Origin of the sequence: Mesohalobacter halotolerans, assembly GCF_006120725.1 — a bacterium.
GTDB classification, from domain to species: domain Bacteria; phylum Bacteroidota; class Bacteroidia; order Flavobacteriales; family Flavobacteriaceae; genus Psychroflexus; species Psychroflexus halotolerans.
This window is the reverse complement of sequence record NZ_SWMU01000005.1, coordinates 112,084-136,233: the sequence shown is the minus strand read 5'-3', so window position 1 is coordinate 136,233 and position 24,150 is coordinate 112,084. Positions and strand designations below refer to the sequence as shown.

At 35.0% G+C, this 24,150-nt stretch carries 21 protein-coding genes; 7 read left to right on the top strand and 14 right to left on the bottom strand.

All coding sequences use genetic code 11. The features are described 5' to 3' along the window. Positions 1 to 197: 197 nt before the first annotated feature. The 6 genes from FCN74_RS11620 to pxpA all read right to left on the bottom strand — a co-directional run bounded on the left by FCN74_RS11620 (position 198) and on the right by pxpA (position 5,931). A complete protein-coding gene (locus FCN74_RS11620; RefSeq protein ID WP_138932774.1) occupies positions 198 to 1,403 on the bottom strand; it encodes an LETM1-related biofilm-associated protein in 1,206 nt (401 codons plus the stop codon). Between the two features lie 92 nt (positions 1,404 to 1,495). Continuing rightward, positions 1,496 to 2,299, bottom strand: coding sequence for a hypothetical protein (locus tag FCN74_RS11615; RefSeq protein ID WP_138932773.1), 804 nt, complete (start codon positions 2,297 to 2,299; stop codon positions 1,496 to 1,498). Between the two features lie 100 nt (positions 2,300 to 2,399). Then, entirely contained in the window at positions 2,400 to 3,620 is a 1,221-nt protein-coding gene (locus FCN74_RS11610) for a bifunctional alpha/beta hydrolase/OsmC family protein (RefSeq protein WP_138932772.1), read from the bottom strand. A 10-nt stretch (positions 3,621 to 3,630) separates the two neighbouring features. Then, a complete protein-coding gene (locus tag FCN74_RS11605; protein ID WP_138932771.1) occupies positions 3,631 to 4,479 on the bottom strand; it encodes a 5-oxoprolinase subunit C family protein in 849 nt (282 codons plus the stop codon). Beyond that, positions 4,472 to 5,200 (bottom strand): 5-oxoprolinase subunit PxpB, encoded by a 729-nt coding sequence (gene pxpB / locus FCN74_RS11600; protein WP_138932770.1) that lies wholly within the window; start codon positions 5,198 to 5,200, stop codon positions 4,472 to 4,474. Before pxpB ends, FCN74_RS11605 begins: the two co-directional genes overlap by 8 nt. Then, positions 5,197 to 5,931 carry a 5-oxoprolinase subunit PxpA gene (gene pxpA, locus FCN74_RS11595; RefSeq protein ID WP_212751771.1) on the bottom strand — a complete coding sequence of 245 codons (735 nt, stop codon included), beginning with the start codon at positions 5,929 to 5,931 and terminating at the stop codon, positions 5,197 to 5,199. The genes pxpB and pxpA overlap by 4 nt, the downstream gene beginning before the upstream one ends. A 91-nt stretch (positions 5,932 to 6,022) precedes the next feature. Here pxpA and FCN74_RS11590 point away from each other — a divergent pair, with 91 nt between their 5' ends. Both FCN74_RS11590 and FCN74_RS11585 read left to right on the top strand, forming a co-directional pair. Further along, entirely contained in the window at positions 6,023 to 7,123 is a 1,101-nt protein-coding gene (locus tag FCN74_RS11590) for a PQQ-dependent sugar dehydrogenase (RefSeq protein WP_138932769.1), read from the top strand. 6 nt (positions 7,124 to 7,129) lie between these two features. After that, positions 7,130 to 7,558: a c-type cytochrome gene (locus FCN74_RS11585; protein WP_138932768.1), complete on the top strand. Its 429-nt coding sequence runs from the start codon at positions 7,130 to 7,132 to the stop codon at positions 7,556 to 7,558. Positions 7,559 to 8,098: 540 nt separating this feature from the next. Here FCN74_RS11585 and clpB read toward each other — a convergent pair. Continuing rightward, the gene (gene clpB / locus FCN74_RS11580; RefSeq protein ID WP_138932767.1) at positions 8,099 to 10,702 is read right to left on the bottom strand and encodes an ATP-dependent chaperone ClpB; all 2,604 of its coding nucleotides are present in this window, start codon (positions 10,700 to 10,702) and stop codon (positions 8,099 to 8,101) included. Positions 10,703 to 10,885: 183 nt separating this feature from the next. On the opposite strand from clpB, the gene ytxJ reads away from it, so the two are divergent. The 3 genes from ytxJ to FCN74_RS11565 all read left to right on the top strand — a co-directional run bounded on the left by ytxJ (position 10,886) and on the right by FCN74_RS11565 (position 12,911). After that, positions 10,886 to 11,272 carry a bacillithiol system redox-active protein YtxJ gene (ytxJ, locus tag FCN74_RS11575; protein WP_138932766.1) on the top strand — a complete coding sequence of 129 codons (387 nt, stop codon included), beginning with the start codon at positions 10,886 to 10,888 and terminating at the stop codon, positions 11,270 to 11,272. 39 nt (positions 11,273 to 11,311) lie between these two features. Next, positions 11,312 to 11,491, top strand: coding sequence for a hypothetical protein (locus FCN74_RS11570; protein WP_138932765.1), 180 nt, complete (start codon positions 11,312 to 11,314; stop codon positions 11,489 to 11,491). A 529-nt stretch (positions 11,492 to 12,020) separates the two neighbouring features. Further along, positions 12,021 to 12,911 (top strand): lysophospholipid acyltransferase family protein, encoded by an 891-nt coding sequence (locus FCN74_RS11565; RefSeq protein WP_138932764.1) that lies wholly within the window; start codon positions 12,021 to 12,023, stop codon positions 12,909 to 12,911. 36 nt (positions 12,912 to 12,947) lie between these two features. Here the strand turns inward: FCN74_RS11565 and FCN74_RS12240 are convergent, their stop codons facing one another. The 5 genes from FCN74_RS12240 to FCN74_RS11545 all read right to left on the bottom strand — a co-directional run bounded on the left by FCN74_RS12240 (position 12,948) and on the right by FCN74_RS11545 (position 18,507). Continuing rightward, positions 12,948 to 13,298, bottom strand: coding sequence for a pirin-like C-terminal cupin domain-containing protein (locus FCN74_RS12240; RefSeq protein ID WP_246062626.1), 351 nt, complete (start codon positions 13,296 to 13,298; stop codon positions 12,948 to 12,950). A gap of 73 nt (positions 13,299 to 13,371) precedes the next feature. After that, complete coding sequence (locus FCN74_RS12235; RefSeq protein ID WP_246062625.1) at positions 13,372 to 13,827, bottom strand: pirin family protein; 456 nt, start codon at positions 13,825 to 13,827, stop codon at positions 13,372 to 13,374. Between the two features lie 90 nt (positions 13,828 to 13,917). Beyond that, entirely contained in the window at positions 13,918 to 14,313 is a 396-nt protein-coding gene (locus FCN74_RS11555) for a hypothetical protein (protein WP_138932763.1), read from the bottom strand. A 143-nt stretch (positions 14,314 to 14,456) separates the two neighbouring features. Further along, on the bottom strand, positions 14,457 to 17,684 hold the full coding sequence (locus FCN74_RS11550) for a VPS10 domain-containing protein (protein WP_138932762.1): 3,228 nt from the start codon (positions 17,682 to 17,684) through the stop codon (positions 14,457 to 14,459). Between the two features lie 175 nt (positions 17,685 to 17,859). Continuing rightward, the gene (locus FCN74_RS11545) at positions 17,860 to 18,507 is read right to left on the bottom strand and encodes a DUF2459 domain-containing protein (RefSeq protein WP_138932761.1); all 648 of its coding nucleotides are present in this window, start codon (positions 18,505 to 18,507) and stop codon (positions 17,860 to 17,862) included. Between the two features lie 417 nt (positions 18,508 to 18,924). On the opposite strand from FCN74_RS11545, the gene FCN74_RS11540 reads away from it, so the two are divergent. After that, positions 18,925 to 20,094: an alpha-hydroxy acid oxidase gene (locus FCN74_RS11540; RefSeq protein ID WP_138932760.1), complete on the top strand. Its 1,170-nt coding sequence runs from the start codon at positions 18,925 to 18,927 to the stop codon at positions 20,092 to 20,094. A 38-nt stretch (positions 20,095 to 20,132) separates the two neighbouring features. On the opposite strand, the gene FCN74_RS11535 is transcribed toward FCN74_RS11540, so the two are convergent. Continuing rightward, entirely contained in the window at positions 20,133 to 21,986 is a 1,854-nt protein-coding gene (locus FCN74_RS11535; RefSeq protein ID WP_138932759.1) for a PLP-dependent aminotransferase family protein, read from the bottom strand. A 200-nt stretch (positions 21,987 to 22,186) separates the two neighbouring features. Between FCN74_RS11535 and FCN74_RS11530 the strand changes: the two genes are divergently transcribed. Continuing rightward, positions 22,187 to 22,678 (top strand): DUF6646 family protein, encoded by a 492-nt coding sequence (locus tag FCN74_RS11530; RefSeq protein ID WP_138932758.1) that lies wholly within the window; start codon positions 22,187 to 22,189, stop codon positions 22,676 to 22,678. Positions 22,679 to 22,721: 43 nt separating this feature from the next. Here FCN74_RS11530 and FCN74_RS11525 read toward each other — a convergent pair whose 3' ends face one another. Next, positions 22,722 to 23,948: a BaiN/RdsA family NAD(P)/FAD-dependent oxidoreductase gene (locus FCN74_RS11525; RefSeq protein WP_138932757.1), complete on the bottom strand. Its 1,227-nt coding sequence runs from the start codon at positions 23,946 to 23,948 to the stop codon at positions 22,722 to 22,724. Positions 23,949 to 24,150: the final 202 nt, after the last annotated feature.

Below are 24,150 nucleotides of genomic sequence, written 5' to 3'. Positions count from 1 at the left end.
GACATGTCAATTCAATATGTCAATGTACGTTTTAATTAATTTTAATTTTCGCCCGAAAGCGGGTGCAAATGTAAAACCTTTTTTCCTTTCTACAAACACTTTTTTTTAAAAAAATATTGTTTTTTTTCTGATAAAAGAACTCTAATCACAAGGGCTTGATAATAAGCCAAATATAAATATAATTTATTTAAATTTAATTAACTTTCTTTATTTAAATTCTCATTGAAAGAAGATGGTAAGATAGATGGAATCATTTTTATAACAATTGGCAACAATAAGCTCCCACCTGGTAAAGCAAAAATAGCTAGTGATGGAATGGTTTTAAAAATATCTAATAATTGTGTTTTAACCTTTCGCTTTTCTATTGAATTTAAATCTCTATAAGATGAAATCATCAATAGATGCATTAACTCTTTACTCTGAGATATTTCTTTAATGATTCTTTTTTTATTTCTAACAATTAACAATGATAATGTTCGGTAAGTTCTATCGTAGAAATATTTAACTGGATGAGCTGTATTAAAATAGTATATTTCAGACTTGTTTTTATTTACAAAATCGTATAAAAATTGAATAGAATGATCTAAATCTTGCCTGGAAATATTTAAACTGTGCGATAATTTTATAATAAAGTCTTTTTCAGTTTCATCAATGACTTCATCTGAATATAACGTCATGCACATCATATCAATTAGATAAAGTTTTTCTACTTTATCTTTTAAAATGCTAAAGTCCAAATCAGAAAGTCGTTTTAAATTATCAATCTCAATCTCGTGATATCTCAACGAGCTTTGAATAAGTTTAATAATTATTTCATCGTATTTACCTTTTAACTTTTTTTCTTTTAAAGCTAAATATAATGTATTGACTAAGAGCTCTTCGGTTCGGGTAGCAAACCAACAAGTTTCATACGTGTTGTTAAGAAAATTTTTGAATGCTATCACATCTATAAATAACAGAGCATTGGTAACTATGTTACTGAAGTTTTTTTGAAGGTAAGAGTCATTGGTTTGAACTCGCTGATGTAATATGTTTTCTAATTCTTTATCAGGTTTTGATTTTGATAACCATTTAAACTGAAATAATGACTGGTGAGTGCGTTTAAGTTTAGCGTAAAAAGAAATAATAGTTTTTAAACATAACTCATGACTTTTCTTTGAGTTATGATGAAAATATACAATTGAAAGCGCTGTAAAAAGATTGACTTTAGCCAACTCTTCTTGCGTCAATTTAAAATCATCATTTTTACGCTGACTTACAGGTGTTAAGTTCGTACCATAAATAAAACCCACTTTTTTGAGCTCGTGATAAAATGCTTCAAATGAATATTCAGATAACTCCTGTAGATCACGATCGTACTCTACAAGATATCTGTTGATCCAACCTGCTGCTGATGGGTTCATTCTTTTTAATAATTAGGTTGATAAAGTTAGATAAAATTTGGCATAAAAAAACCCAGCTTATAGCCAGGTTTTTTATAAATATGTAAAATGTATTATTTTAGAGTCACTGTTCTTGTGACATCATTAAAGGGTCCAGGAATTAAATTACCCTCAGCATCAACCAATTGAAGCTGTATTTCAACTTCGCCTTTGTCTAAACCTTCTATAACATACGGTACCCATTCTGTAATTGTAAATTCTTCACCATTGATCTTTGCCTTTACTTTGTTTCCAGTTTCTGAAATTTCGGTATTGACTAAAAAGAAATCCAGCAAGAGTTTTTCAGTACCTTTTCCACTGTAGGTGCCTTTAGGACGACTGTAAAACATATGTGGTGCCGTTAAGTCTGGCGCCTCTCCTTCAGGATCACCAACAGTAACTGGTTGAACCAAAAAGGCATTTTTTACAGATTCGTGGTATGAACGTGATAAAAACGCTAATAACACGTGATGTCCCTCTTCTATTTCTTTTGAAAAAGAAGGCTCATAATGTGCTGAATAAGGTGCATTGTCTAAAATAAAATGGATGTGTTGACCATTACCGGAATTGGCTAAACCATTTTCTCCTGCACCATCCGTTTGAATGCCAAGTTCATAATTTTCAACATTAAAATCAAACTTGACTTCGGCTTTACCTGACTCTTCACTTATTTCACTAACATCTGGCTCGTTAAGACTAATTTTTGCGTCTTCAAATTTTGGTGAATCCTCAAATTTAGACAAAGTTATTTTAGACTCTTCAGCCCTTTCTTCGGTGTTAACTTCTTTGTTTTCTGTTTCTTTGTTTTGATCCGCCTGTTTTTTACAGCTCATCAAAATTAATAATAAGGATAAACAGCTAATTACTAAGTTTTTCATTTTTTTCTTTATTTAAATTTATTTTAAAATTCTCAACGAATTTAAGGATATCATCAGCTTTGGTCAAAGGATTAATAAAAATTAACACAAGCATGATGTCCTATTCATCTAAAAGTTTGGTTTTTACTTCTACTTCACTGTGAAGTGTTTTGTGAACAGGGCATTTGTTGGCAATTTCTAACAAGCGTTGTCTTTGTTTATCGTCTAAATCGCCTTTTAAAATCAAATCCCTCTCAAAGATGTCTATTTTTGAATTCTTATCATTAATGTTTTTACAGTCATCACAATGGTCTTTCTTGTGATTGATATGAACTTCAACATTTTCAACTGGCCACTTTTTACGTTTAGCATACATTTGAATAGTCATAGCAGTGCAGGCTGCTAAACCACCAGACACCAGCTCATATGGATTTGGGCCTAAATTTTTACCACCAAAATCTTCAGGCTCATCAGCTTGCATTCTATGTGACCCAAGAGCCATTTCGGTTGTAAAATCATCGTTTTGATCTAAGCTTGCTACAACCTGATGTTTGGTTTTTAGCTCTTTTTCTTTTTCAAACACATCAAGATAGCGGCTTGCCCAACTTGAAATGACTTGACCAACATAAAGTGAGTCTTTTGGGTTTGACATTAAATGGTCTGCACCATCAAGAGAAACAAAACTTTTAGGATGGTGAGCATTTTTATAGAGCAATTCTGCATTTTTTACACCTACAATCTCATCTTGTGGTGAATGAAAAATGAGATAAGGCTTTTTAAGGTCGCCGAGGAATTCGTCTATCTTATTTTTTTGTAAATCTTCAAGAAAGTCTTTTTTAATGGTAAAACTTCTACCTCCAACATTCACTTTAGCTTTGCCTTCACTTTGAATTTCGTCCATTTTACTTTCAAGTAATTTACTAACATGTTCGGGTTGAAAAGGGCTACCAATTGTGACATAAGCTTTGATGTGATCGAGTTGATGAGCAGCAAAAATACTGGCTGTTCCGCCCAAAGAATGTCCAATAATTAAAATTGGGGCTTCATAATGGTCTTCTAAAAACTTAGAAGCTGCAATTAAATCATCTACATTGTGGGAAAAATCTGTATCTTCAAATGCCCCGTCACTTTGACCTAATCCTGTAAAATCAAACCGTAAAACACCAAAACCACTTGAAGTTAATCCATCTGAAATATTTTTGATGGCTTTTAGATTTTTATTACAAGTAAAACAATGCGCAAAAATGCAATAACTGTGAATGCGCTTATCAACTGGCAAATCTAACCTGCCAACTAATTCTTCTTCGTTTTTATTTTTAAACTTAACTTTCTTTGATTTCATAAATGATATTTTATTTGAGTTTCAAAATTTCAAAATTTATCTGACTTTTTAGAGGTTTTTGTGATAATAGATTTATACTGCTTTCGGACAACTGAAATATCCGAGGATATCCACCAGTGACTTGTGCATCGCGCATCAAAACAACGAGCTTGCCTTCGGGTGTTAATTGCACTACGCCTGGCATCACAGGAACAGAATTGATAGCATCTAAACGATTTTCAAAAGTTTCTTCAAATTGATAAGCCATGCGGTTGCTTTTTTCAGAAATGGTGAATGCCTTGGTCGATAAAATTTCTTTTTCATTGCGACTTAGTTTTTGATATTCTGGTAAAGTATAAACTTGTAAGGTATTACAATCATAAATGGACATATCATAATTGACATTGGAGTGTTTTTTATGGAATTTATATTGGCTTTTTTTAATTTTTAAAATGTCTCCTTTTTTAAGATTTTTATTTGTTGTAATTGAATGGTATTGACTCTGGCTTTCAAGTTTTTCTTCTGAAATTAAATGTCCGTTTATTGATAAATAAGCCCAATTTTGAATGCTTTTAATTTCTAAAATGTCGTTGGGTTTTACAAAAAGTTGATGATTAATTGCTACCGATTTACCATTTAAAAATACTTTAACTTTTGGGGCAGAGATAGCAATGGTTTGGGCTTTTGTGAATTTGAGTTTTGGACCGATAAATGCCATTTCAATTACAGCCTGATCGGTGGAGTTACCAACTAACAAGTTAGCAAAACTTAATAAATTTTGATCCATGGCACCGCTTAAAGGCGCACCAAAATCCGTATAGTTAAAACGTCCGTTATCCTGAATACTCGTATAGAAGCCGCTAGAAAGTAACTCAATCATTGTGTTTAAATTTTTGAATTGAAATTTCAGAATTATTGAGCCTTTCAAATTCTGATTGATCTATGGTGTAAAACTGAATTTTGTCGCCCGGTTGAAATGGACTGGGCGGATTTTGATTAACATCAAACAATTCAACTGGCGTTTGACCAATAATTTGCCAACCTCCTGGCGAAGACATCGGGTAAATTCCTGTTTGGTTTTCAGCGATACCTACACTGCCTTTTTCAACTTTTGGACGTGGTTTTTGGTGTCTTGGCATTTGAATGCGTTTATCAACATCACCTAAATACAAAAAGCCGGGTAAAAAACCTATGAAGTATAACGTGTAAACTTGACCAGTATGAAGTTTAATGATTTCAGATTGGTTCAATTTTGTTTGATTTGAAATATGCTGTAAGTCTAGTCCAAAACCGTTATAACATACAGGGATCTTAAAAAGTCTTGATTTAGTGTCTTCCAAATCTTTTTCTTTAAACCAATTTAATTGTTCTTCTACAGATTTCTTTTTATCTAAAATATTTACATTATTAAGTCTATATTTGATAAGTATAGATTTAAAGGCTGAAGTGATGAATTGAATATCTTTATCTTCAGATAAAACTTGACTTTTAAAAACTTGTAAAGCTCTGATATACTTTGATGACAAATCAAATTCCCACACTATAATTAAGCTTCTGGGAGAAGTAAAATAAATTTTATACTTATTAAATACTTGGCTCAATGAATCTTAATTTTATGATTTTTAAGTTCCTCAACGAGAATTTCTAAAATTTCTAAAGCCTTTGGAGTATCACCATGTATGCAAATGGTATCAATCGAAATCGGTATTGTCTTTGAATGAGAAACTTTAACGACTTGATTGACAATCATTTTTAAAACTTGATTGACTACTTCTTCAGAAGATGTTAAAACGGCATTGGGTTTTTGTCTTGAAACCAAACTCAAATCATTATTATAAGCTCTATCTGCAAAACCTTCAACCTTTATAGGGATTTTTGATTTTGCGACAGATTGAATGATAGAGTTAGGTGGCACAAAAATGGTGATGCCTGGGTAGTTTTTTTGAATTAAATCAACCATAGCTTTAGCCTTAGTCTTATCAAATTTAAGGTCGTTATATAAAGCACCGTGAAATTTGATATGTTGCCATTTGGCTTGAGCTTCGTTTATACATTCTTCGAATTGCACCAATTGGCTTTCAATAGATCTTATTAGCACCGGAATAGAGATGTCAAGTGACTTTCGACCAAAATTTTTAATGTCTGGATAGGAAGGATGTGCTCCTATTTTAACATTATTCTTTTGTGCCAACTGAATGATTTTCAATATACTTGAACGATTACCCGCATGACCACCGCAAGCAATATTACAAGATGACACATGTTTAAGTAAAGCGCCATCATTCGCTTTACCTTCACCTAAATCTGCATTCAAATCAATACTGTAATTCATCGTTATGGGTGATAAATTTTATAATTTTCATAAAGTAAATTAGAATAATGAGAATATGATTATATTTCAGAAAAATTTAAAATTTAAATCGATGAGATATTTACTTTTTGCCTTGAGTTTAACTGGTTTAATAGCCTGTGCCCAAACTGATAAAAACATCAAAGAATCCCCTAAAGATTACGATTACGAAGTTATTGCTAAAGACATACCGATTCTTTGGGGTTTTGATTTTTTTCCTGATGGAAGTATAATAGTAACCGAAAAATCAGGTCAGCTTTATCATATTAAAGATAAAAACAAAACAGAAATCACAGGATTTCCAGAAGTTTATGTGCGTGGACAAGGCGGTTTGATGGATTTAAAAATTCATCCAAAATATCCAGAACAACCTTGGATTTACGCCACTTATGCTAAAAAATCTGAAACTGAAGTCGGCGGAAATACCAGATTAGTCAGGTTTCAAATCAACAATAACAGTATAACTGATTTGGAGGTTTTATATCAAGGCGAACAACCTTCAAAACGCGGTCAACATTTTGGCAGTCGCATCGAGTTTGATCGTGATGGCTATTTGTATTTTTCTATTGGCGATCGAGGTAATCGCGACGAAAATCCACAAGACATTACCCGAGATAACGGTAAAATCTACCGCCTTCATGATGATGGAAATATCCCTGAAGACAATCCTTTTGTTGATGAAGTTGGAGCAAAAAAAGCCATTTACAGTTTTGGACACCGCAATCCACAAGGCATGGAAATTCATCCGGAATCCGGTAAAATTTGGGTGCATGAACACGGTCCACGTGGTGGAGATGAAATCAACATCATAGATAAAGGTGTAAATTATGGTTGGCCAGTCATAAGTTATGGCATAAACTATTCGGGGACAAAGTTTACAGACATTACTGAAAAAGAAGGCATGGCTCAACCTTTTCATTATTGGGTGCCATCTATCGCACCGAGTGGAATGACGTTTGTCCGCTCAGAAAAATATCCGCATCTGAATAGTAATATTTTGGTAGGCTCACTAAAATTTCAATATGTGGAACATTTAGTTATTGAAAATGATAAAGTTATCAAACGCGAAAAACTTTTAGAGGGCATTGGTCGTATTAGAAGTATTGAGCAAGGAACAGACGGTTATGTTTATGTTGGTGTTGAAGGGGTTGGATTGGTGAAACTATTAAATTAATTTACAATGTCAACATTAATAAAAATACTCATTAGTTTAGCGATATATTATAATTTTACTGAATTTAAATCTGAATATCAATCCTTTACACAAGAAAAAACCCTGGAACAAAGTATCAAAGACGGTCAGTGGGTTTACGAAGATTTTTGTATGCGTTGTCACTTACCAACAGGAAAAGGCGTTTCCGGTGTTTATCCACCATTAGCCCAATCCGATTGGTTGGTCGATAAGGTTGATAAAAGTATAGCTTCACTCAAATACGGACTGAAGGGCGAAATAAAAGTCAATGGAGAGACTTATAACAATGTCATGCCAGCTCAAGGCTTAAGCGATGAAGAAATCGCCGATGTGATGAATTATATTATGAATTCTTGGGACAATACGCAAGAAGACATGATAACTCCAAAACAGGTTAAAGCTATAGAGCAGAAATAAAATACAGGTTTCACTAATTCCAATAAGAACCTTTCAGGTCTTGGAGACCTCAAATGTTTAGGGTAATAAGTTTCAAAATTTTTATTAGGACTTTAGAGGTTAAGGCCGTAGAAAAATCAGAATAAATTATGTCAATATTTTGGCTTTTAAAGAATAGTCAACGCCGCTAAATTGTCATAGCGGAAACGCAGTGACAACAACATCATAGATGAGGACGCAGGACGATGCTATCTCTTTATATTAAAGTAAAAATAAAAAATCATCAAAATTCATAATCAACGGACTGTCATGCTCTCATAAAATAGGGTTCGCAGTGACGACAACGTCATAGCGAGGACGTAGGACGACGTTATCTTTTGCTATTCAAGTAAAATTGGGAATAAACCAAAATAACGCTTAAAACTCAAACTCAACAGACTGCCGCGTCCTTATAAAATCGGGTTCATAGTGACGTTTATTTTTTTAACTTCTGAATTTTTCACTAAAAAAAAGCCCGCTCTTGGAGCAGGCTTTTATTAAATAATAGAAATTCACATCAAGTTAAGACTTAATCAAATCTTTTTGATTTCTAAAGACCAAATTTCCATCAAACTGATCTAATAGAATAATACTATCTGCTGTGACTTTTTGTGCTAATATTTCTTTAGATAAATTGTTAAGCACTTCACGCTGTATGGTTCGCTTAACTGGTCTTGCACCGTATTGCGGATCATATCCTAACTTCGCGAGATGAGCTTTAGCTTCATCTGTTGCATCTAGAGTTATGCCTTGTTTTTTCAACATTCTCTGCAACTGTTTAAGCTGTAAATCGACAATAGATTTGATATCATTTTCACTTAGTGGTGAAAACATGATGATATCGTCAATTCGATTGAGGAATTCTGGTCTTACATTCTTCTTTAGCAAGTTCAAAACATCAACTTTTGCGGCATTCATCGCGGTATCAACATCATTAAGGTTGTCATATTTCTCTTGAATAATATGACTACCCGTGTTTGAGGTCATCACGATAATGGCATTTTTAAAATCGGCTAGTCGGCCTTTATTATCGGTTAAACGGCCTTCATCTAAAACTTGCAACAATATATTGAAGGTATCTGGATGTGCTTTTTCAATTTCATCAAGCAGCACCACAGAATATGGTCTTCGCCTCACAGCTTCAGTTAATTGACCACCTTCGTCGTAGCCAACATATCCTGGAGGTGCACCAACTAATCGACTCACGGCATGACGTTCTTGATATTCACTCATGTCTATTCTAGTCATGGCGTTTTCATCGTCAAACAAATACTCAGCTAAAGCTTTGGCGAGTTCAGTTTTACCAACACCTGTCGTCCCGAGAAACAAAAATGAACCTAATGGCTTTTTCTCATCTTGCAGTCCTGCACGACTTCTACGCACAGCATCGCTTACGGCAACGATAGCTTCTTGCTGACCAACAACTCTCTTATGCAGTTCGTCTTCAAGTTTAAGTAATTTCTCGCGTTCAGTTTGAAGCATTTTCGTGACAGGAATACCTGTCCATTTAGCGACAACTTCAGCGATGTCTTCATACGTCACTTCTTCTTTAATTAAAGTGTCTGCACCGGCATTTTCTTCAACTTGTTTTTGTAGCTTTTCAAGTTCTTCTTGTGCGTTTTTGACTTTTCCATAACGTATTTCAGCCACTTTACCATAATCGCCTTCACGCTCGGCTCGTTCGGCTTCGAGTTTGAATTGTTCGATATCGGTTTTGATTTGTTGAATATTGTCGACCAATTCTTTTTCGTTTTTCCACTTGGCATTCAAATCATTGCGTTCTTCTTTCAATTCAGCTAAATCCGATTTGAGTATTTTGAGTTTAGCTTCATCTTTTTCGCGCTTTATGGCTTCAATCTCAATTTCCAATTGACGTATTTTACGATCTAACACATCAAGTTCTTCAGGTTTTGAATTGATTTCCATTCGTAACTTTGAGGCTGATTCATCCATTAAATCTATAGCTTTATCGGGCAAAAACCGGGTGGTGATATAGCGTTGAGAGAGTTCAACTGCACCAATAATGGCTTCATCTTTAATACGAACCTTATGGTGAGTTTCATATTTTTCTTTGATACCACGTAAAATAGAAATAGCCGATTCTGTATCAGGCTCCAACACCATCACTTTTTGGAAACGACGCTCAAGGGCTTTATCTTTTTCAAAGTACTTTTGGAATTCATCAAGTGTTGTAGCTCCTATAGCTCTCAACTCGCCACGCGCTAAAGCAGGTTTTAAAATGTTAGCTGCATCCATTGCGCCTTGACCACCGCCAGCCCCAACAAGCGTGTGAATTTCGTCTATAAACAAGACGATTTCACCATCGCTTTTTGTCACCTCTTTGATGACAGATTTTAAGCGTTCTTCAAATTCGCCTTTATATTTTGCACCTGCGATTAATGCGCCCATATCAAGGTTGTAAATGCGTTTAGATTTAAGATTTTCAGGCACATCACCGGCAATAATTCTATGGGCTAAACCTTCTGCAATAGCAGTTTTACCTGTTCCTGGCTCACCGACCAACATGGGATTATTTTTGGTGCGTCGGGATAAAATCTGAAGAATACGTCTAATCTCTTCATCACGGCCTATGACTGGGTCGAGTTTTCCATCTTCAGCCAATTGGTTGAGATTTTTAGCATATTTATCTAGTGAATTATAAGTGTCTTCTGCGGTTTGAGACGTTACTTTATCACCTTGGCGCAATTCTTCGATAGCCGCTTTTAGACTTTTTTCAGTGGCGCCTTGGTCTTTTAAAATTTGAGCTACTTTTGAGTCACTTTTAAAAATGGCTAAAATAAGATGCTCTACAGAAACGTATTCATCTTCCATTTTTTTTGCGATAATTGTCGCTTCGTTGAAGGTTTTATTAGCTTCACGAGAAAGCATAATATCACTTCCGCTCACTTTCGCAAAACTCTTTAAGGTATTTTCGAGAATATCGACAAAGAGTTTATGATTGATACTCAACTTTTTAAAAATAAATGGTAACACATTTTTATCCACTTCTATTAAAGCTTTAAAGACGTGTTCATTTTCAATTTGTTGATGCCCGTATTCTTGCGCCAATTGTTGCGCTTTTTGAATGACTTCTTGGGCTTTTATTGTGAATTGATTTGGATTCATATTTTTAGTATTAATTATAATTTAATTTACCTTTTAAAAGTCAAAAAATATACCCTTTAAAAGAATTGTCATTTTGGCATCTATTTTTAGTTTTTTTAAGCCATTTTGTCTTGTTTTAATCCGTTATGATTGTTTACTTTTGAAAGTTATTAAAGAAATATACGACAATTATCAATAAAAAATATGGGATTTCTCAACACATTATTTGGAGCGAAACAAGAACAAAAATCTTTAGATTGGAAAGTTTTAGAAGAAGTCAAACAATTGGATAATGCTTTAACCGTTTCACAAGAAAAACCCGTTGTAATATTTAAACATTCCACGCGATGTGGTATCAGTAGAATGGTGTTGAACCAATTTCAAAGCAATGCCGATTTTAATGAAGATGCTGTGCTTCTCCTCTACTTAGATTTGTTGGCTCACCGTGATATTTCAGATGCTATATCAGAAAAGTTTGGTATTTTACATCAGTCGCCGCAATTAATTATTCTGTATAAAGGTCAGGTCGTTCATCACGCCTCCCACTCAGCGATTGTCCCTGGTGCTGTTAATCGGGTTTTGGAAGCTTAAATCCTATTTTTTATTTAAAATCTAAACAACCTTTATTTTATGAAATTGTTTTTTATAATCATATTTTTTTCAGTAAATTCATTTTTACAAGTCATTGAATTTGGCAAAGAAGGTACATTTTCAAATAATTGGCACGAAGACGTTTTAGTGTTAAACAACGGTAAACAAAAAGTAGGAATTATCAAATTTGAGACTGTTGTGAGAAAATGTGGGGTATGAGAATGAATGGAAAAATAAAATATAGCGCCAATGAAAAGGCAAAGAAAAATAAATATAAGGGTAAAAATATAGATTATTTTATTGTAAAAAATCAAAGTGGGAATTTTGAAAAGTATAGTTACGAAAGAATTTCAAAAAACGATCTCGTTTTATGAAGAGTCTTAGCTGAAGGAAAAATAAGTTTGTATTCTGAAGATGTCTTCAACAGTATACCTGAGTTTAATGGTGGTTACCCGTCGAGTAAAATGTATGTAAAAAGAGACGGTGAAGTATACGTAGAATACAAAATTTAAAAAATATTTTCAAATCTTTTAAAACAACTGCTGCCGACTATTTTTCTGATTGCCCTGATGTAATGGATAAAATAAATAATGAAATCTATAAGTCAGATGACATCATAAAAATTGTCGAGGCATATAATGCGTGCTTCTAAAATTTTTAAGATACCATAAAATAAACCATTTAATCAATTTAAATTATATATTTGATTTCTATTGAATTTGGTAGATATCCAATGTAAGATTTTGTTATGCAATTTTTTGTTTATTGTCTCATATATCCATTAATTTGGTTAGTGTCAATTCTCCCCTTTCGTATTCTCTACGCGGTATCTGATGTGCTCTATTTTTTTATATATGTTGTATTTGGCTACCGGAAAAAAGTCGTCCAAAATAATTTAAGGCTTGTCTTCCCTGGAAAGTCAGAAAAGGAAATTTCAACTATCACTTCCAAATTTTATCACCATTTGTGTGATATGATCGTGGAATCTCTAAAATCATTAACTATTTCTGAGAATGAACTTAAAGAGAGATATAAGTTTACCAATATTGAATTGATATGGGATTTAGAAAAAAAAGGGAAAAGTATTATCTTAATGTGTGCCCATTATGGAAGTTGGGAGTGGATTTTTATATTACAAAGGTATGTCAACCACAAAGGATATGCTGTATATAAAAGACTCGCTAATAAATATTTTGATAGGTTAGTCAGAAAAATACGGGCAAAATATGACACGCAGTTAATAACTACCAAAGAAACTTTTGAAATTTTAAAGCAATCTAAGGAATTGGGTGAATTGAGTATAAGCGGTTTTGTTTCTGATCAATCCCCAAAATTCTGGAAGGCTTTACATTGGAATACATTTATGGGAATCACCGTTCCCATGCATACTGGCGCTGAATACCTCGCCAAAGAACTAGATATGGCCGTTGTGTTTTTTAGCGTAAAAAGACTGAAACGCGGTTACTATGAAACCACTTTTGAAACTCTGACTGAAAAACCCCGTGATTTCAAAGACTATCAAATCACCGATATGTTCTTTAAAAAAGTTGAACAGCAAATTAAAGAAGCTCCGGAATATTATTTATGGACGCATAAACGCTGGAAACACCGCGATAAAGTTCCTGAGGAATATCAATAACCATCTCAACATTTGTAAAACATACACCACATCGAGCTACACTGCTTTAGGTATAGGAATATAAGTCTCATCACCTTGTACTTTAGGAAAGTTTTTATTCTCCCATCGTGTTTTAGCAGCTTTGAGCTTGTCTTTATCACTAAAAACAAAATTCCATAACAGAAAATGTTCCTTGGCTAAGGGCTCACCGCCGAATAGCAACAATCGCGTTCCTTTAGCCAGGCATATTTTACACTGTTCATCTGCTTTGCTGATGAGCATTTGTCCGGCTTGAATTTTTTGGTCTTCTTCTGTTATTTCACCTTCAACAATGACAAAAGCCACTTCACCTCTTAAGGCATTTGATAAATCGAGAGTAGTTTCATCTTCTGCTAAGATATCTACCATAAATAAAAATGAATAGCCTTGTAAAGGTGCAGACTTTCCGAAAGCATTACCAGCGACAAGTTTAATGTCAAGGTTATTTTTGAGTCCAGGATGGTATTTCTGATGACTTATAAAACTGAAAATTGGGTTCCATGTCTTCTTTGTCTTTAGGTAAGGCCAACCAAATTTGATAACCGTGCATTTCAAATGTATCGTGAGTTCTCTTGGATTCAGGAGTACGCTCAGTGTGAGTCACTCCATGGCCAGCAGTCATAAATCCAACGTCGCCTGGCGATATAAGCTGAACACTGCCAATACTGTCTCGATGTTCAATTTCACCCTTAAATAAATAGGTCAAGGTGCTAAGACCAATATGCGGATGCTGATCGACATCCATGTATATCCCGTTACCTAGAGTTGTCGGTCCCATGTGATCTATAAATGTAAAAGGTCCCACCTGACGTTTACCGCGAAAGGGCAGAAGTCGACCGACCATAAATTGGCCCAAATCTGCCTGGCGTTCGTTGACTAGAAGTTTGTTGTTGGCCATTTTAGAGTATTTATTATAAAAAGTTTAATCTTAACCAAAGAGGTGCAAAGTATACAACGTTATGATACTTAAAATTATTATTCATTTATTTTATTGAATTTCAAAGACATCCTCAAAATATTTAACCCATTTGTCATCAATCAGATTTTCCCCATACTCTCGAAATTTACCGTCTTCTATGATTTCAAAAATAAAGCGTTTGGTTTTAGAAGGCGTAACAATCAGTTTCCCATCAACAAGTTTTGCTGGATACCTAGAGGCTCCTGTTTTGTAAAACGGGTTGTAGTAGTAAGTATTAGACTTTTCATCAAAATAAATAACCGTATGTAGCTTAAGACTTTCAGAATATAAGTCTATAGTGAGAATATGCTTATCAACTTTATAACTTATTTTTTCGTAAGCCGGGATTTCTCTGATGACTTTTCCATTTTCAAAAGCTTTAGAAACACCTACCCAATCGCCAACAAAGTGACTGAGTTTTTGCATTTCTTGTTGTTGAATAGATTGACCGATTAATGTTGATATATTTAGAGTCAGTAAAATTAAGAGTAAAAGGCTTTTATTAAATATACAAATCTTAGTTTTAAATAAATTCAAATAGTATCTATAAACCATAATACACAACTATTTTATTTCTTGATTTCTAGACTTTTATAAGTTTCAAAGAGTGAAAGGTCTAGCGCACTGATGCGTTTCTGGTATTCAATCCAGTCTTCAGCAAAGAACTTATTTAATGCCTCAATGGCGGGTTTCAAGGCTTCTTCAGCTTGTTGTTTTAAGCGAAGTTGAGTTTTTCCGGGTTTATTAAAACTTGCCGAAGCGTAATATGAAGCATTGCGAATTCTATCGCCTATGTCTGGGACAGGTGTTCTTATAATTCCTTGCTTATCACTATAATCTTCACCGACAAAAGGTTCGAATAAGACTTCTAAAGAATCTTTAATTGCCTTACTGGCTTTTATGTCCTCTTTAAACGCTGTTTTATCTTTTTCTTTCATCCATTTGATGTAGTGATCTGCTGTTTCTTTAGCTTTCAAAATTCTTTGGCTAGCCTCATAAGCTGTGGCCTTCATCTTTTCTATAGATTTTAAGAAATCGTATCTTGATTTTAAGTCTTCTATATTGACATCTATTCGCGGGTCAAATTTTACATTGATATACGTAGAATCTTTATGAATCCCATAATGCATTACCAACTTATATTTTCCCGGTAAGACATCAATGCCACCGCGTTCATCGGCATCTTCTTTAGTCAATCTTCGGGTTGGTCCTCGTTGTCCGGCTTCATCCATTCTCCAGTACATACGATGTAGGCCGTCTTCCTTTGGTGTTTTTTGCTTTAATGTACGGATCAATTCTCCAGACCTATTATAAATTTTGAGTTCCAATTCATCATAAGTCACTTTTTCTTCTTCGTCTTTCTCTTCTTCATCATTATCATTTTCCTTTTCTTTTTGTTCTTGTTCTGGTCTATTTATAAGGTAAGAAATCATGGCATTGGCATTTCTATTTTCACCATTAAACATGGCATTAGCGCCAAATCGTGTGCCACTGGCTTGTTGGTTAACGGCTTGATAGGCTGTTGGTGGTGTGAAAAGTTTTAAAGCTTGGTCTAAAACAGGTTCACCTTCGGCAGCCAATTCTCTTAAAGGCCTGATGTCGTCCATGATGTAAATGGCACGACCAAAAGTCCCAATCACCAAGTCGTGTTCTCTGGGATGAATCACCAAATCACGGGTGGGTGCGTTAGGATAATTATTGGTCCATTTTTGCCAGTTTTGTCCTTTGTTGATACTGAAATACAATCCGCCGTCGGTTCCTAAAAACATTAAATTTGGCTCTTCAGGATCTTGTACTACACTTAGCGCGTAGGTCCAGACTTCATCATTATCAGTTAAATTGGTCCATTTTTTACCGTAATTTGTGGTATGAAATAGGTAAGGTTTAAAGTCAAAATTTCTGTAATTATTCACCACGACAAAAGCTTCTCCGGGATTATAGGTCGAAGCTTGAATTTGGGCTACCCAAGATTCTGCAGGAAAGTTTTTTATATTTTTACTGACCTTAGTCCAGTTTTCTCCACCATCTTGAGTGATTTGGATATTTCCATCATCGGTTCCAACCCATATCACGTCTTCTATAAGAGAAGAAGGTGCTATGGCGGTAATGGTCGTGTTGTTTTCTGCTCCAGTGGCGTCATAAGTTAAACCACCACTTTCAAATTGCTTTTGTTTTTCAGGGTTATTGGTCGTTAAATCCGGAGAAATGATTTCCCAGGTTTGGCCTTTATCGGTGGTTTTATGCACAAACTGACTACCAAAATACACCGAGCTATTATCAAATGGATTTTGTGCTATAGCCGCATTCCAGTTGAACCTTAGCAACATATCTTTATCGGGATGAGTTGGTCTTACCGTTTGACTCTTACCTGTTTCTCTGTCGTAACGCTGAACATAACCCTGTTGAGATTGGGCGAAACCAAATCTTGAATCATCTGGATCGGGGACAACGTCAAAACCATCTCCAAAAGCTATTTCCTGAAAGTAAGCATTTCGTATGCCTTGGGCTTTCCAAACATAAGCGGGTCCGAACCAACTGCCGTTATCCTGCATGCCACCGTAAACATTGTAGGGATATTCATTATCTACATTGATATGGTAAAACTGCCCAACAGGCAAATTTTGTACAAACCTCCAGGTTTCTCCACCGTCATAAGTGATGTTTAGTCCTCCATCGTTGCCGTCCAGCATCATATCAGGGTTGTCCGGATGAATATACCAAGCATGATGATCCGGATGCACGCCAACATTAGTGCCATAAGCTGGCATTAGAGGTTTAAAAGATTTACCGCCATCTTCACTTACGTTGACATAGGTAAATATGGAATAGATTCTGTTTTCATTACTTGGGTCTGCATATATTTCAGCATAGTAAAATGGACGATTACCAATTTCACGCATATTGTCATTAACCATTTTCCAGGTATATCCACCATCTTCAGATTTGTATAGTGCATTCTTTTTAGATTCAATTAAGGCGTAAACGGTTTTGGAATTTGCTTTGGATATTGCTATACCAATTCTTCCCAAATCACCTTTTGGCAACCCATCATCTGAAGTAAGTTCTTTCCAGGTGTTTCCACCATCTACAGTCATATATAAGCCTGAACCGGGACCACCGGATGTAAACGTCCAGGGTTTTCTTCGGTGTTCCCACATGGCTGCAAATAATTTGTTAGGATTATTAGGGTCCATTATGAGTTCTGCAACGCCTGTTTTATTATCTACAAACAAACTCTTAGTCCAAGTTTTCCCGCCATCAGTGGTTTTGTAAACCCCTCTTTCCGGATGTTCGCCCCATGGAGATCCAATAGCTCCAACATAAACCGTATTCGGGTTTTTAGGATCAATACGGATACGGTGAATATTTCGTGTCTTTTCTAAGCCCATCAGCTCCCAGCTTTTGCCCCCATCCATAGATTTGTATAAACCATAGCCACCATTGGAACTATTTCTGGGATTACCCTCGCCGGTGCCAACCCAAATGACATCCGGATTATCCTGCTGAATAGCTACAGCACCTATGGAAAGAATTTTTTGATCATCAAAAATGGGTGTCCAGTCCACGCCACCACTTTCAGATTTCCAGAGACCACCGGAGGCCGAACCCACATACATAACTTGTGGATTGTCATGAACCACATCTATGGCTGTTATTCGGCCACTCATGCCAGCAGGACCAATGCTTCGGACACCTATGCCTTTTAATTTATCTAAATCAATATTTTGAGCTATTGATGATAAGTTTATTAAAATTGTAAGAAAAGTAAATAATGAGAGTTTGTAAAAAATATTCATAAGATCTATTTGAATTTTATATGTTGTAAATTATGACATTTCAATTATATGCACAAACATTTCATATAAGTAATAATTTTAAGTTTTAATTTAGGCTTTTAATATTAGTACAATTGACAGGCAAGAAAACTGGAATTACTTCACTTATTTTTAGTTTATTTCAATTGTTCTGCTCTTATTCATATTTATCTAAAAGACCAAAATCAAAAGGTGTCCATAAGCAGGATTTTAATCCACTTTTTTTAAATCCTGTATTAACCCAAGTGTTGCAAGTTTTAAACAAGGAGTAACTTCCTTTAGCTTTATAAAAATCATCTCTGGACGTATATCCTTGATGTTTAAGCCTAATTAGGTGATTATTAATGTCTTTTGTAAATGTATTTAAAATGTAATCGTTTAATTTTTGAAGCTCTGCTTGACTAACCTCTACTCTAACCCAATCGTTTTGTTTGTTTTGGTATCGCGTAACATGCATTAATGTTTTGCTCTTTAAAAACAAAGCATTAAAGGCATTGCCTAAGGTTAAATCACTCCATTGGGGTGTATTGAGGTAAAAGTTTTCATCGCCCCAACCAAAAGACAAATATTGATCACCTTGGTCAAGCTTAAGACCAGAGCGTAAAGTAGAATTAAGGTGTTTTTTATGCAATACAATATTTAAATGTATGCCATTGGTGGTTAAATAAATAGGCTGATGAACTTTGGGTGAAGGATCAATTCTATCGACGCTAATCCAGCTCAATATCAGGGATATAAATATGTAGAGAAAAGGGATGAGCAAAATGTAAGCTATCCCCTTGAATATCTTTTTTATGGCATTCATATTAAATGTCTTAAGGGTAATAAAAGTAGTGGTTTTTGACTTACCCGTTATATACTGACTTTGGCATTATACAGGAAAGGATATTCTTATCATCTTATTTCTGTGCGGTAAAAGCTTTATACCAACATATAATTTACATCTTTTTTTTCTTTAGTCTTAATTGTGTTTTTTTAGTTGTCTAATAAATTGCGTTGTCAAGGATATGGTCTTGAGAAACTACATTAACTTCCATTACTCTAACAAAATTAAAACCATCTTATTAAAATCGTTTTAAAAGCAAAGGTTTATAACGCAATAACAACTTTCTTTATATCTTAAGCGCATCATCTTATCAATTTTAAAATAACTCTATTGCATTTGATGAACAATATGCTTTGCTTTTCTATAAGATTGTAAAATGGATTGTAATTTTACAGTATGAATTACGAAAAAAAATTAATTGCTTACCAAAATAATTATCCACGCATTTCTGATGTAGCCCAAAAAGCAAAAAAGCGCATTCCCAAAGTTGCATGGGAATACCTAGATTCCGGAACTGGCAACGAACATTTGCTAGACCAGAATAATAAAGCATTTAAAAAGCTTCGGTTCATCCCTAGATATTGTAAAGGTGAGTTTAATGCAGATACTTCAACAACACTCTTTAATCAATCTTATAAAGCCCCAATAGGTATGGCTCCAATTGGTTTAACCGGGTTAATGTGGCCAAAAATTGAACACTATTTGGCCCAAACTGCAAACCGTTTACAAATTCCCTATACACTGAGTACAGTTTCAACCGAAACACCGGAAACTGCAGGAAAATATGTTGGAGACATGGGTTGGTTTCAATTGTATCCTCCCAAAGATTTAGACGTCATGAGGTCTTTGCTCAAACGAGCCAAAGACTCGGGCTTTACTACCTTGGTGATTACAGCAGACGTTCCGATGGCAAGCAGGCGAGAACGTTCTAAAAAAGCTGGACTTCAAATTCCTCCTAAAATCACAACCAAACTGATTTGGGATGGTATTACACATCCCCTGTGGAGTTGGCAAACACTTAAGCGTGGTTTGCCGAGACTTCGAACGATAGAAGATTATTCTGGAACTAAGGACATGAAATTCACAAGTGGCTTTGTAGGAAATCGTTTAGGTGGTACCTTAGATTGGGATTATTGTAAAAAGATAAAAGCTATATGGAAAGGCCCTGTCGTTCTTAAAGGAATTTTACACCCTGAAGATGCTAAAAAAGCGGTAGATATTGGCTTAGATGGAATTTACGTCTCTAATCACGGCGGAAGACAGTTTGATGGGGCACTAACGGCTTTTGAAGCGTTACCTCACGTAACTTCAGCTATAGGAGAACAGATTCCTATTATCTTTGATAGTGGCGTCCGCACCGGACTGGATGCGATGAAAGCCCTTCATCTTGGGGCTGATTTTATCATGGCTGGACGTCCATTTGTATATGGGGTTTCTGCACTCGGTCGATATGGTGGTGACCATGTTGCACAAATCTTAATTGATGATTTAAGAAATAACATGGTTCAAGTTGGCGTTTGCAATCTCAAGGCACTAAAATCTGCCGACAGTATTTTGACTACCTAACTTTTTGTAATAATACTGGCTTTAAACCCTATGATCGATTAGGAAGAGTGGATTTCATCTTCAACAAATTGAGCGAATACAGCCTTATGTTTTTCTAAATCCAAATCAGGAGAAACCGAAACTCTAGCAATATAATCTTTATCCTCTTCTTTGGTCGTACCCTGAGTTGATGTCGCGGGAATTGTCCAATAACAACCCTTCAACTGCCCGTAACTGACACAATATTTGCTCTCCCCAGGGATTTCAGTGATCATTCTATTGATGAGTTTTTTATTTAAACTTCTTTTGTAAGTCTCGCGCTCTTCTGGAGTATCGCCTTTGGTTGGTAAATCCAAAGAAAATACTGAAGGTGTAAAGCCCATTGCCGCCAGGTCTTTTGAAACAAAATTGATCTTTGCCGATGGTAGAGTTTCTTTGATAAATTCAACAAATTCTCTGGTATTTTTATAAGCCGCTGTTATTCTTTGGTTCATAGATGGCAACTGTTCAGCTAAAATGCTAAGTTGAAATTCAGTGGCTTCATTATCGCAGAGTTTAAGGTTGGTCTCAATTTTATCTAAAAGATATTCGGCTTTTTTATTGGCTACCAAATAGCCAGCTGTACATTTTCCGCCGCTTGGAAATTTTGATCCACTCACATAGGAAATGGTTTCTACCGTGGATAAAATCTGATTATCCCCTAAAAAATTGTAATTAGGACAAAAGGTTTGATCTAGGATAAAAATTGGGTCAACTGCTTGCTCACCTTTGGGGTTGTGTCTGGTTTTGGTAAGGGCTGTTTTTAAGTCTTTAAGATTAGGCACTTCAACGCGAGGATTGGTTGGTATTTCAGCAATAATTAAAGGCACTGCATCCAATTTGGCTACGTGATTTAGAACCATATCGGTGCTGCTGACCATGTCATTGTCACCATCTACGGGTAAATCCATAATGTCCACATTCTTTAAACATGCCGCTACTCGCCTAGCTTGATCGTTGGTTCCACCATAACAATTTGGAGGAACAATGATTTTTATAGCCTTATTGGGGTAATTGGTTTGCGCTTCATGAATTAAACCCATCATAATAGCGTATTGCACAGATAAGCCGCATGAGCCCAAAAGTGGTTTAGCCGTGGTATCGGTAATCCTTTTGATGTTATCAATAACTTTAGCTTTATTGTCTTTTGTAGAATAAGTTGTAGATTCTTCATCAGGTCGACCTACCAAAATTTGTAAGGCTTTTAAACTATCACCGGGTGTAATCGCTACAGTTTCTCGACGTCTGACGTGTTGAATATCAGAAACATAATCTGCATTTTTATTATGAATATGAATGAGACTTCCAAAATCATCGTGAATGCTGACAAAAAAATCGATATTGTTTTGCCAGTCCAGTTGGCCAAGCTCTTGATTTTCATTAATGAATACGTTGCTCCCTTTAAAATTTAATATCGCGTCTTTGTCGTCAATATGGGTTATATCGAAATCGTAACCGTATACTTCTCTTATAATTCCGGCATCAATGTATCGCGGGAAGTTATCCTTGTAAAGCAATTGTGTTTTTTTATTTTCGAAGTGATTTTTTCTCAACACAGCTAGGATCGCCATGGTTTTTGAGGAGAAGCCTATCACCTGTTCGGGTTTTAAATTGTTTTGTTTTGCGATTGCCCATTCTAAAATAGATGACAATGGATGCCCTAATCGAATGTAATCGTATGCAGTAGGCAAACTTTCTAGTGCGCTTCTACTAAACTCATTATCTTTAAATAGCTTTTCAAAGTGCTCTAAAAATTCAGTTTTGGCAAGCTCTTCATTATAAATATCTAACCGATGTGTAGTCAATTTTATCCAGTCTTGAGGTAAGTTATCTAGGACGTTCTTAAGGTAATCTACAAGGTTTGAATTTTGCATTTTAAACTTTTTTCGAAATATAAATGAATTGAGGAGATTAATAAAAGGAGTTATGTTTATGTTCTCTTAAAATATGTCAATTTTTATCATTTAAAGGAAAAGTCATTTTATTTAAACTTACATAGTATGACATAATTTGTGCAAATTGATTGCTAAAATATTTATTTGCAGTAAATTTGAATTTTTAAAAAATTAAAAATATGAAACATATTATAACTATTGCATTTTTAGCCTTTAGCTGTTGTATTTACTCTCAAAATTTTGAAGGTAAGGGTGATCAAAAATTACAAATTGGAGCAAACTTTCAGGATAATGTAATAGGTGTTCGGGTGAGTTATGACTATGGATTAGGCCAAAATATATCGGTTGGGGTTGTTGGTGGTTATGCCTTGGGCTTAAACAATGATTTAGATGCAGATTTCGGCGAAAGATTAGATATCAAAGCGAGGTTTAACGCTAATATTGGAAGTGTTTTAAATATTGATGAAAATTTTGATGTGTATCCCGGAATTAATTTGAGTTTAAAAAACTTTGGTGGTCATATTGGATTCCGCTATTTCTTTTCCGATGGATTTGGTCTTTTTACTGAACTAGATACTCCTATTGCTAAATATGATACTGGCGATTTAAGTCCTGCTGAAGATATTTACAATCAATTTACGGTCAGCTTTGGAGCTGTATTTAATTTGTAATTCTTCTACTATATTATAAATCAACTTAAGTCTAAAGCGTTATTTAATCAGCATTTGCAGCCACATAAGCACTGGTCCATGCACTTTGAAAATTAAAGCCCCCAGTAATGGCATCAATGTTTAAGGCTTCACCAAGGATTTTAAGCTGTGGCTGTTTTTTGCTACTAAAGGTTTTAAAGTCAACATCTTTTAAGTCTACCCTACCGGCAGTGACAAATTCGTCTTTAAAAGTACTTTTACCATTGACTTTAAATCTAAACGCAGTCAAATGCTCTGCTAATTGATATAATTCCTGCTTAGATAAATCAGCCCAGTTTTTGGCTAGATTGATCCGGGCTTCATCGATGATGAAACGCCAAAACCGTTTTGGTAAGTTAAAACAACTTTGATTCCCGATATTCTTTTTAGAAGTTTGCTGCTTTTGGGACAAAAGGTTTTCTAGAGCTTGATCTGTATTCATGCCGTTAAGCCAGTTGACTGATATAACAAAGATATACTTAAGCTCTTTAAGCAATCTTGCACCCCAAGCTGATAACTTTAAAACACAGGGTCCACTCAATCCCCAATGCGTGATGAGTGTGGCTCCTTCCGATTCTAAGAGTGGTTTATTGAGTGTATTGTCTTTGTATAATTTAATGTGAGTATTTAAACTTAATCCTTGTAATTTGGTAAGATTGGGATAATCAATATTAAAGGTAAATAAAGATGGAACTGGCGGAATAATATTGTGACCCAGTTGAGCGAGTTGTTCCCAAATTTTTTTACTGCTTCCTGTAGAAATGACCAATTGTCTGGCCTGGTATACATTCGTTTTAGTCTTGACTCGCCATACCTCATCCTGATATTCAAACGCCAATACATTTTCTGAGGTTCTGAGCTGAACCTTCAAAGCATTGGCTTCACCAACAAAACAATCGATAATGGTCTGAGAACTATCGGAGATAGGAAACACTCGTCCATCTGCTTCTATTTTAAGTTCTACTCCCTTTTCTTCTAACCAGGTCATCATATCACCAGTCATAAAGGTATGAAAAGGTCCAATCATTTCTTTTTCCCCTCGGGGATAATGGGTTGTTAAAAGTTTGGGTAAAAATTCAGCATGGGTCACATTACAACGTCCACCACCAGAGATTTTTACTTTTTGCAAAACATGTTTAGATTTTTCCAGAATCATCACTGAGTGCTGTGGATGATTTTCAGCATAATTTATCGCAAAAAAATACCCACTTGCTCCTCCTCCAACCACAATACAATCTAAGAATTTATGCATAAATAATTAAAAAAATTATAAACAAAGTTAAATACAATAATCAAGTAGGTGAAAATTGAGACAATGGTTTTTTACCAAGTATTTTAAAACAGCCTAGAAAGGTATTCTTCGTAAAGTGACCAAATTAAGCTAATTTAAATTATTATGTATTGACATTACCGAGCTGAATGTAGATACAAAACTAACTGAATAGAGATAAAAA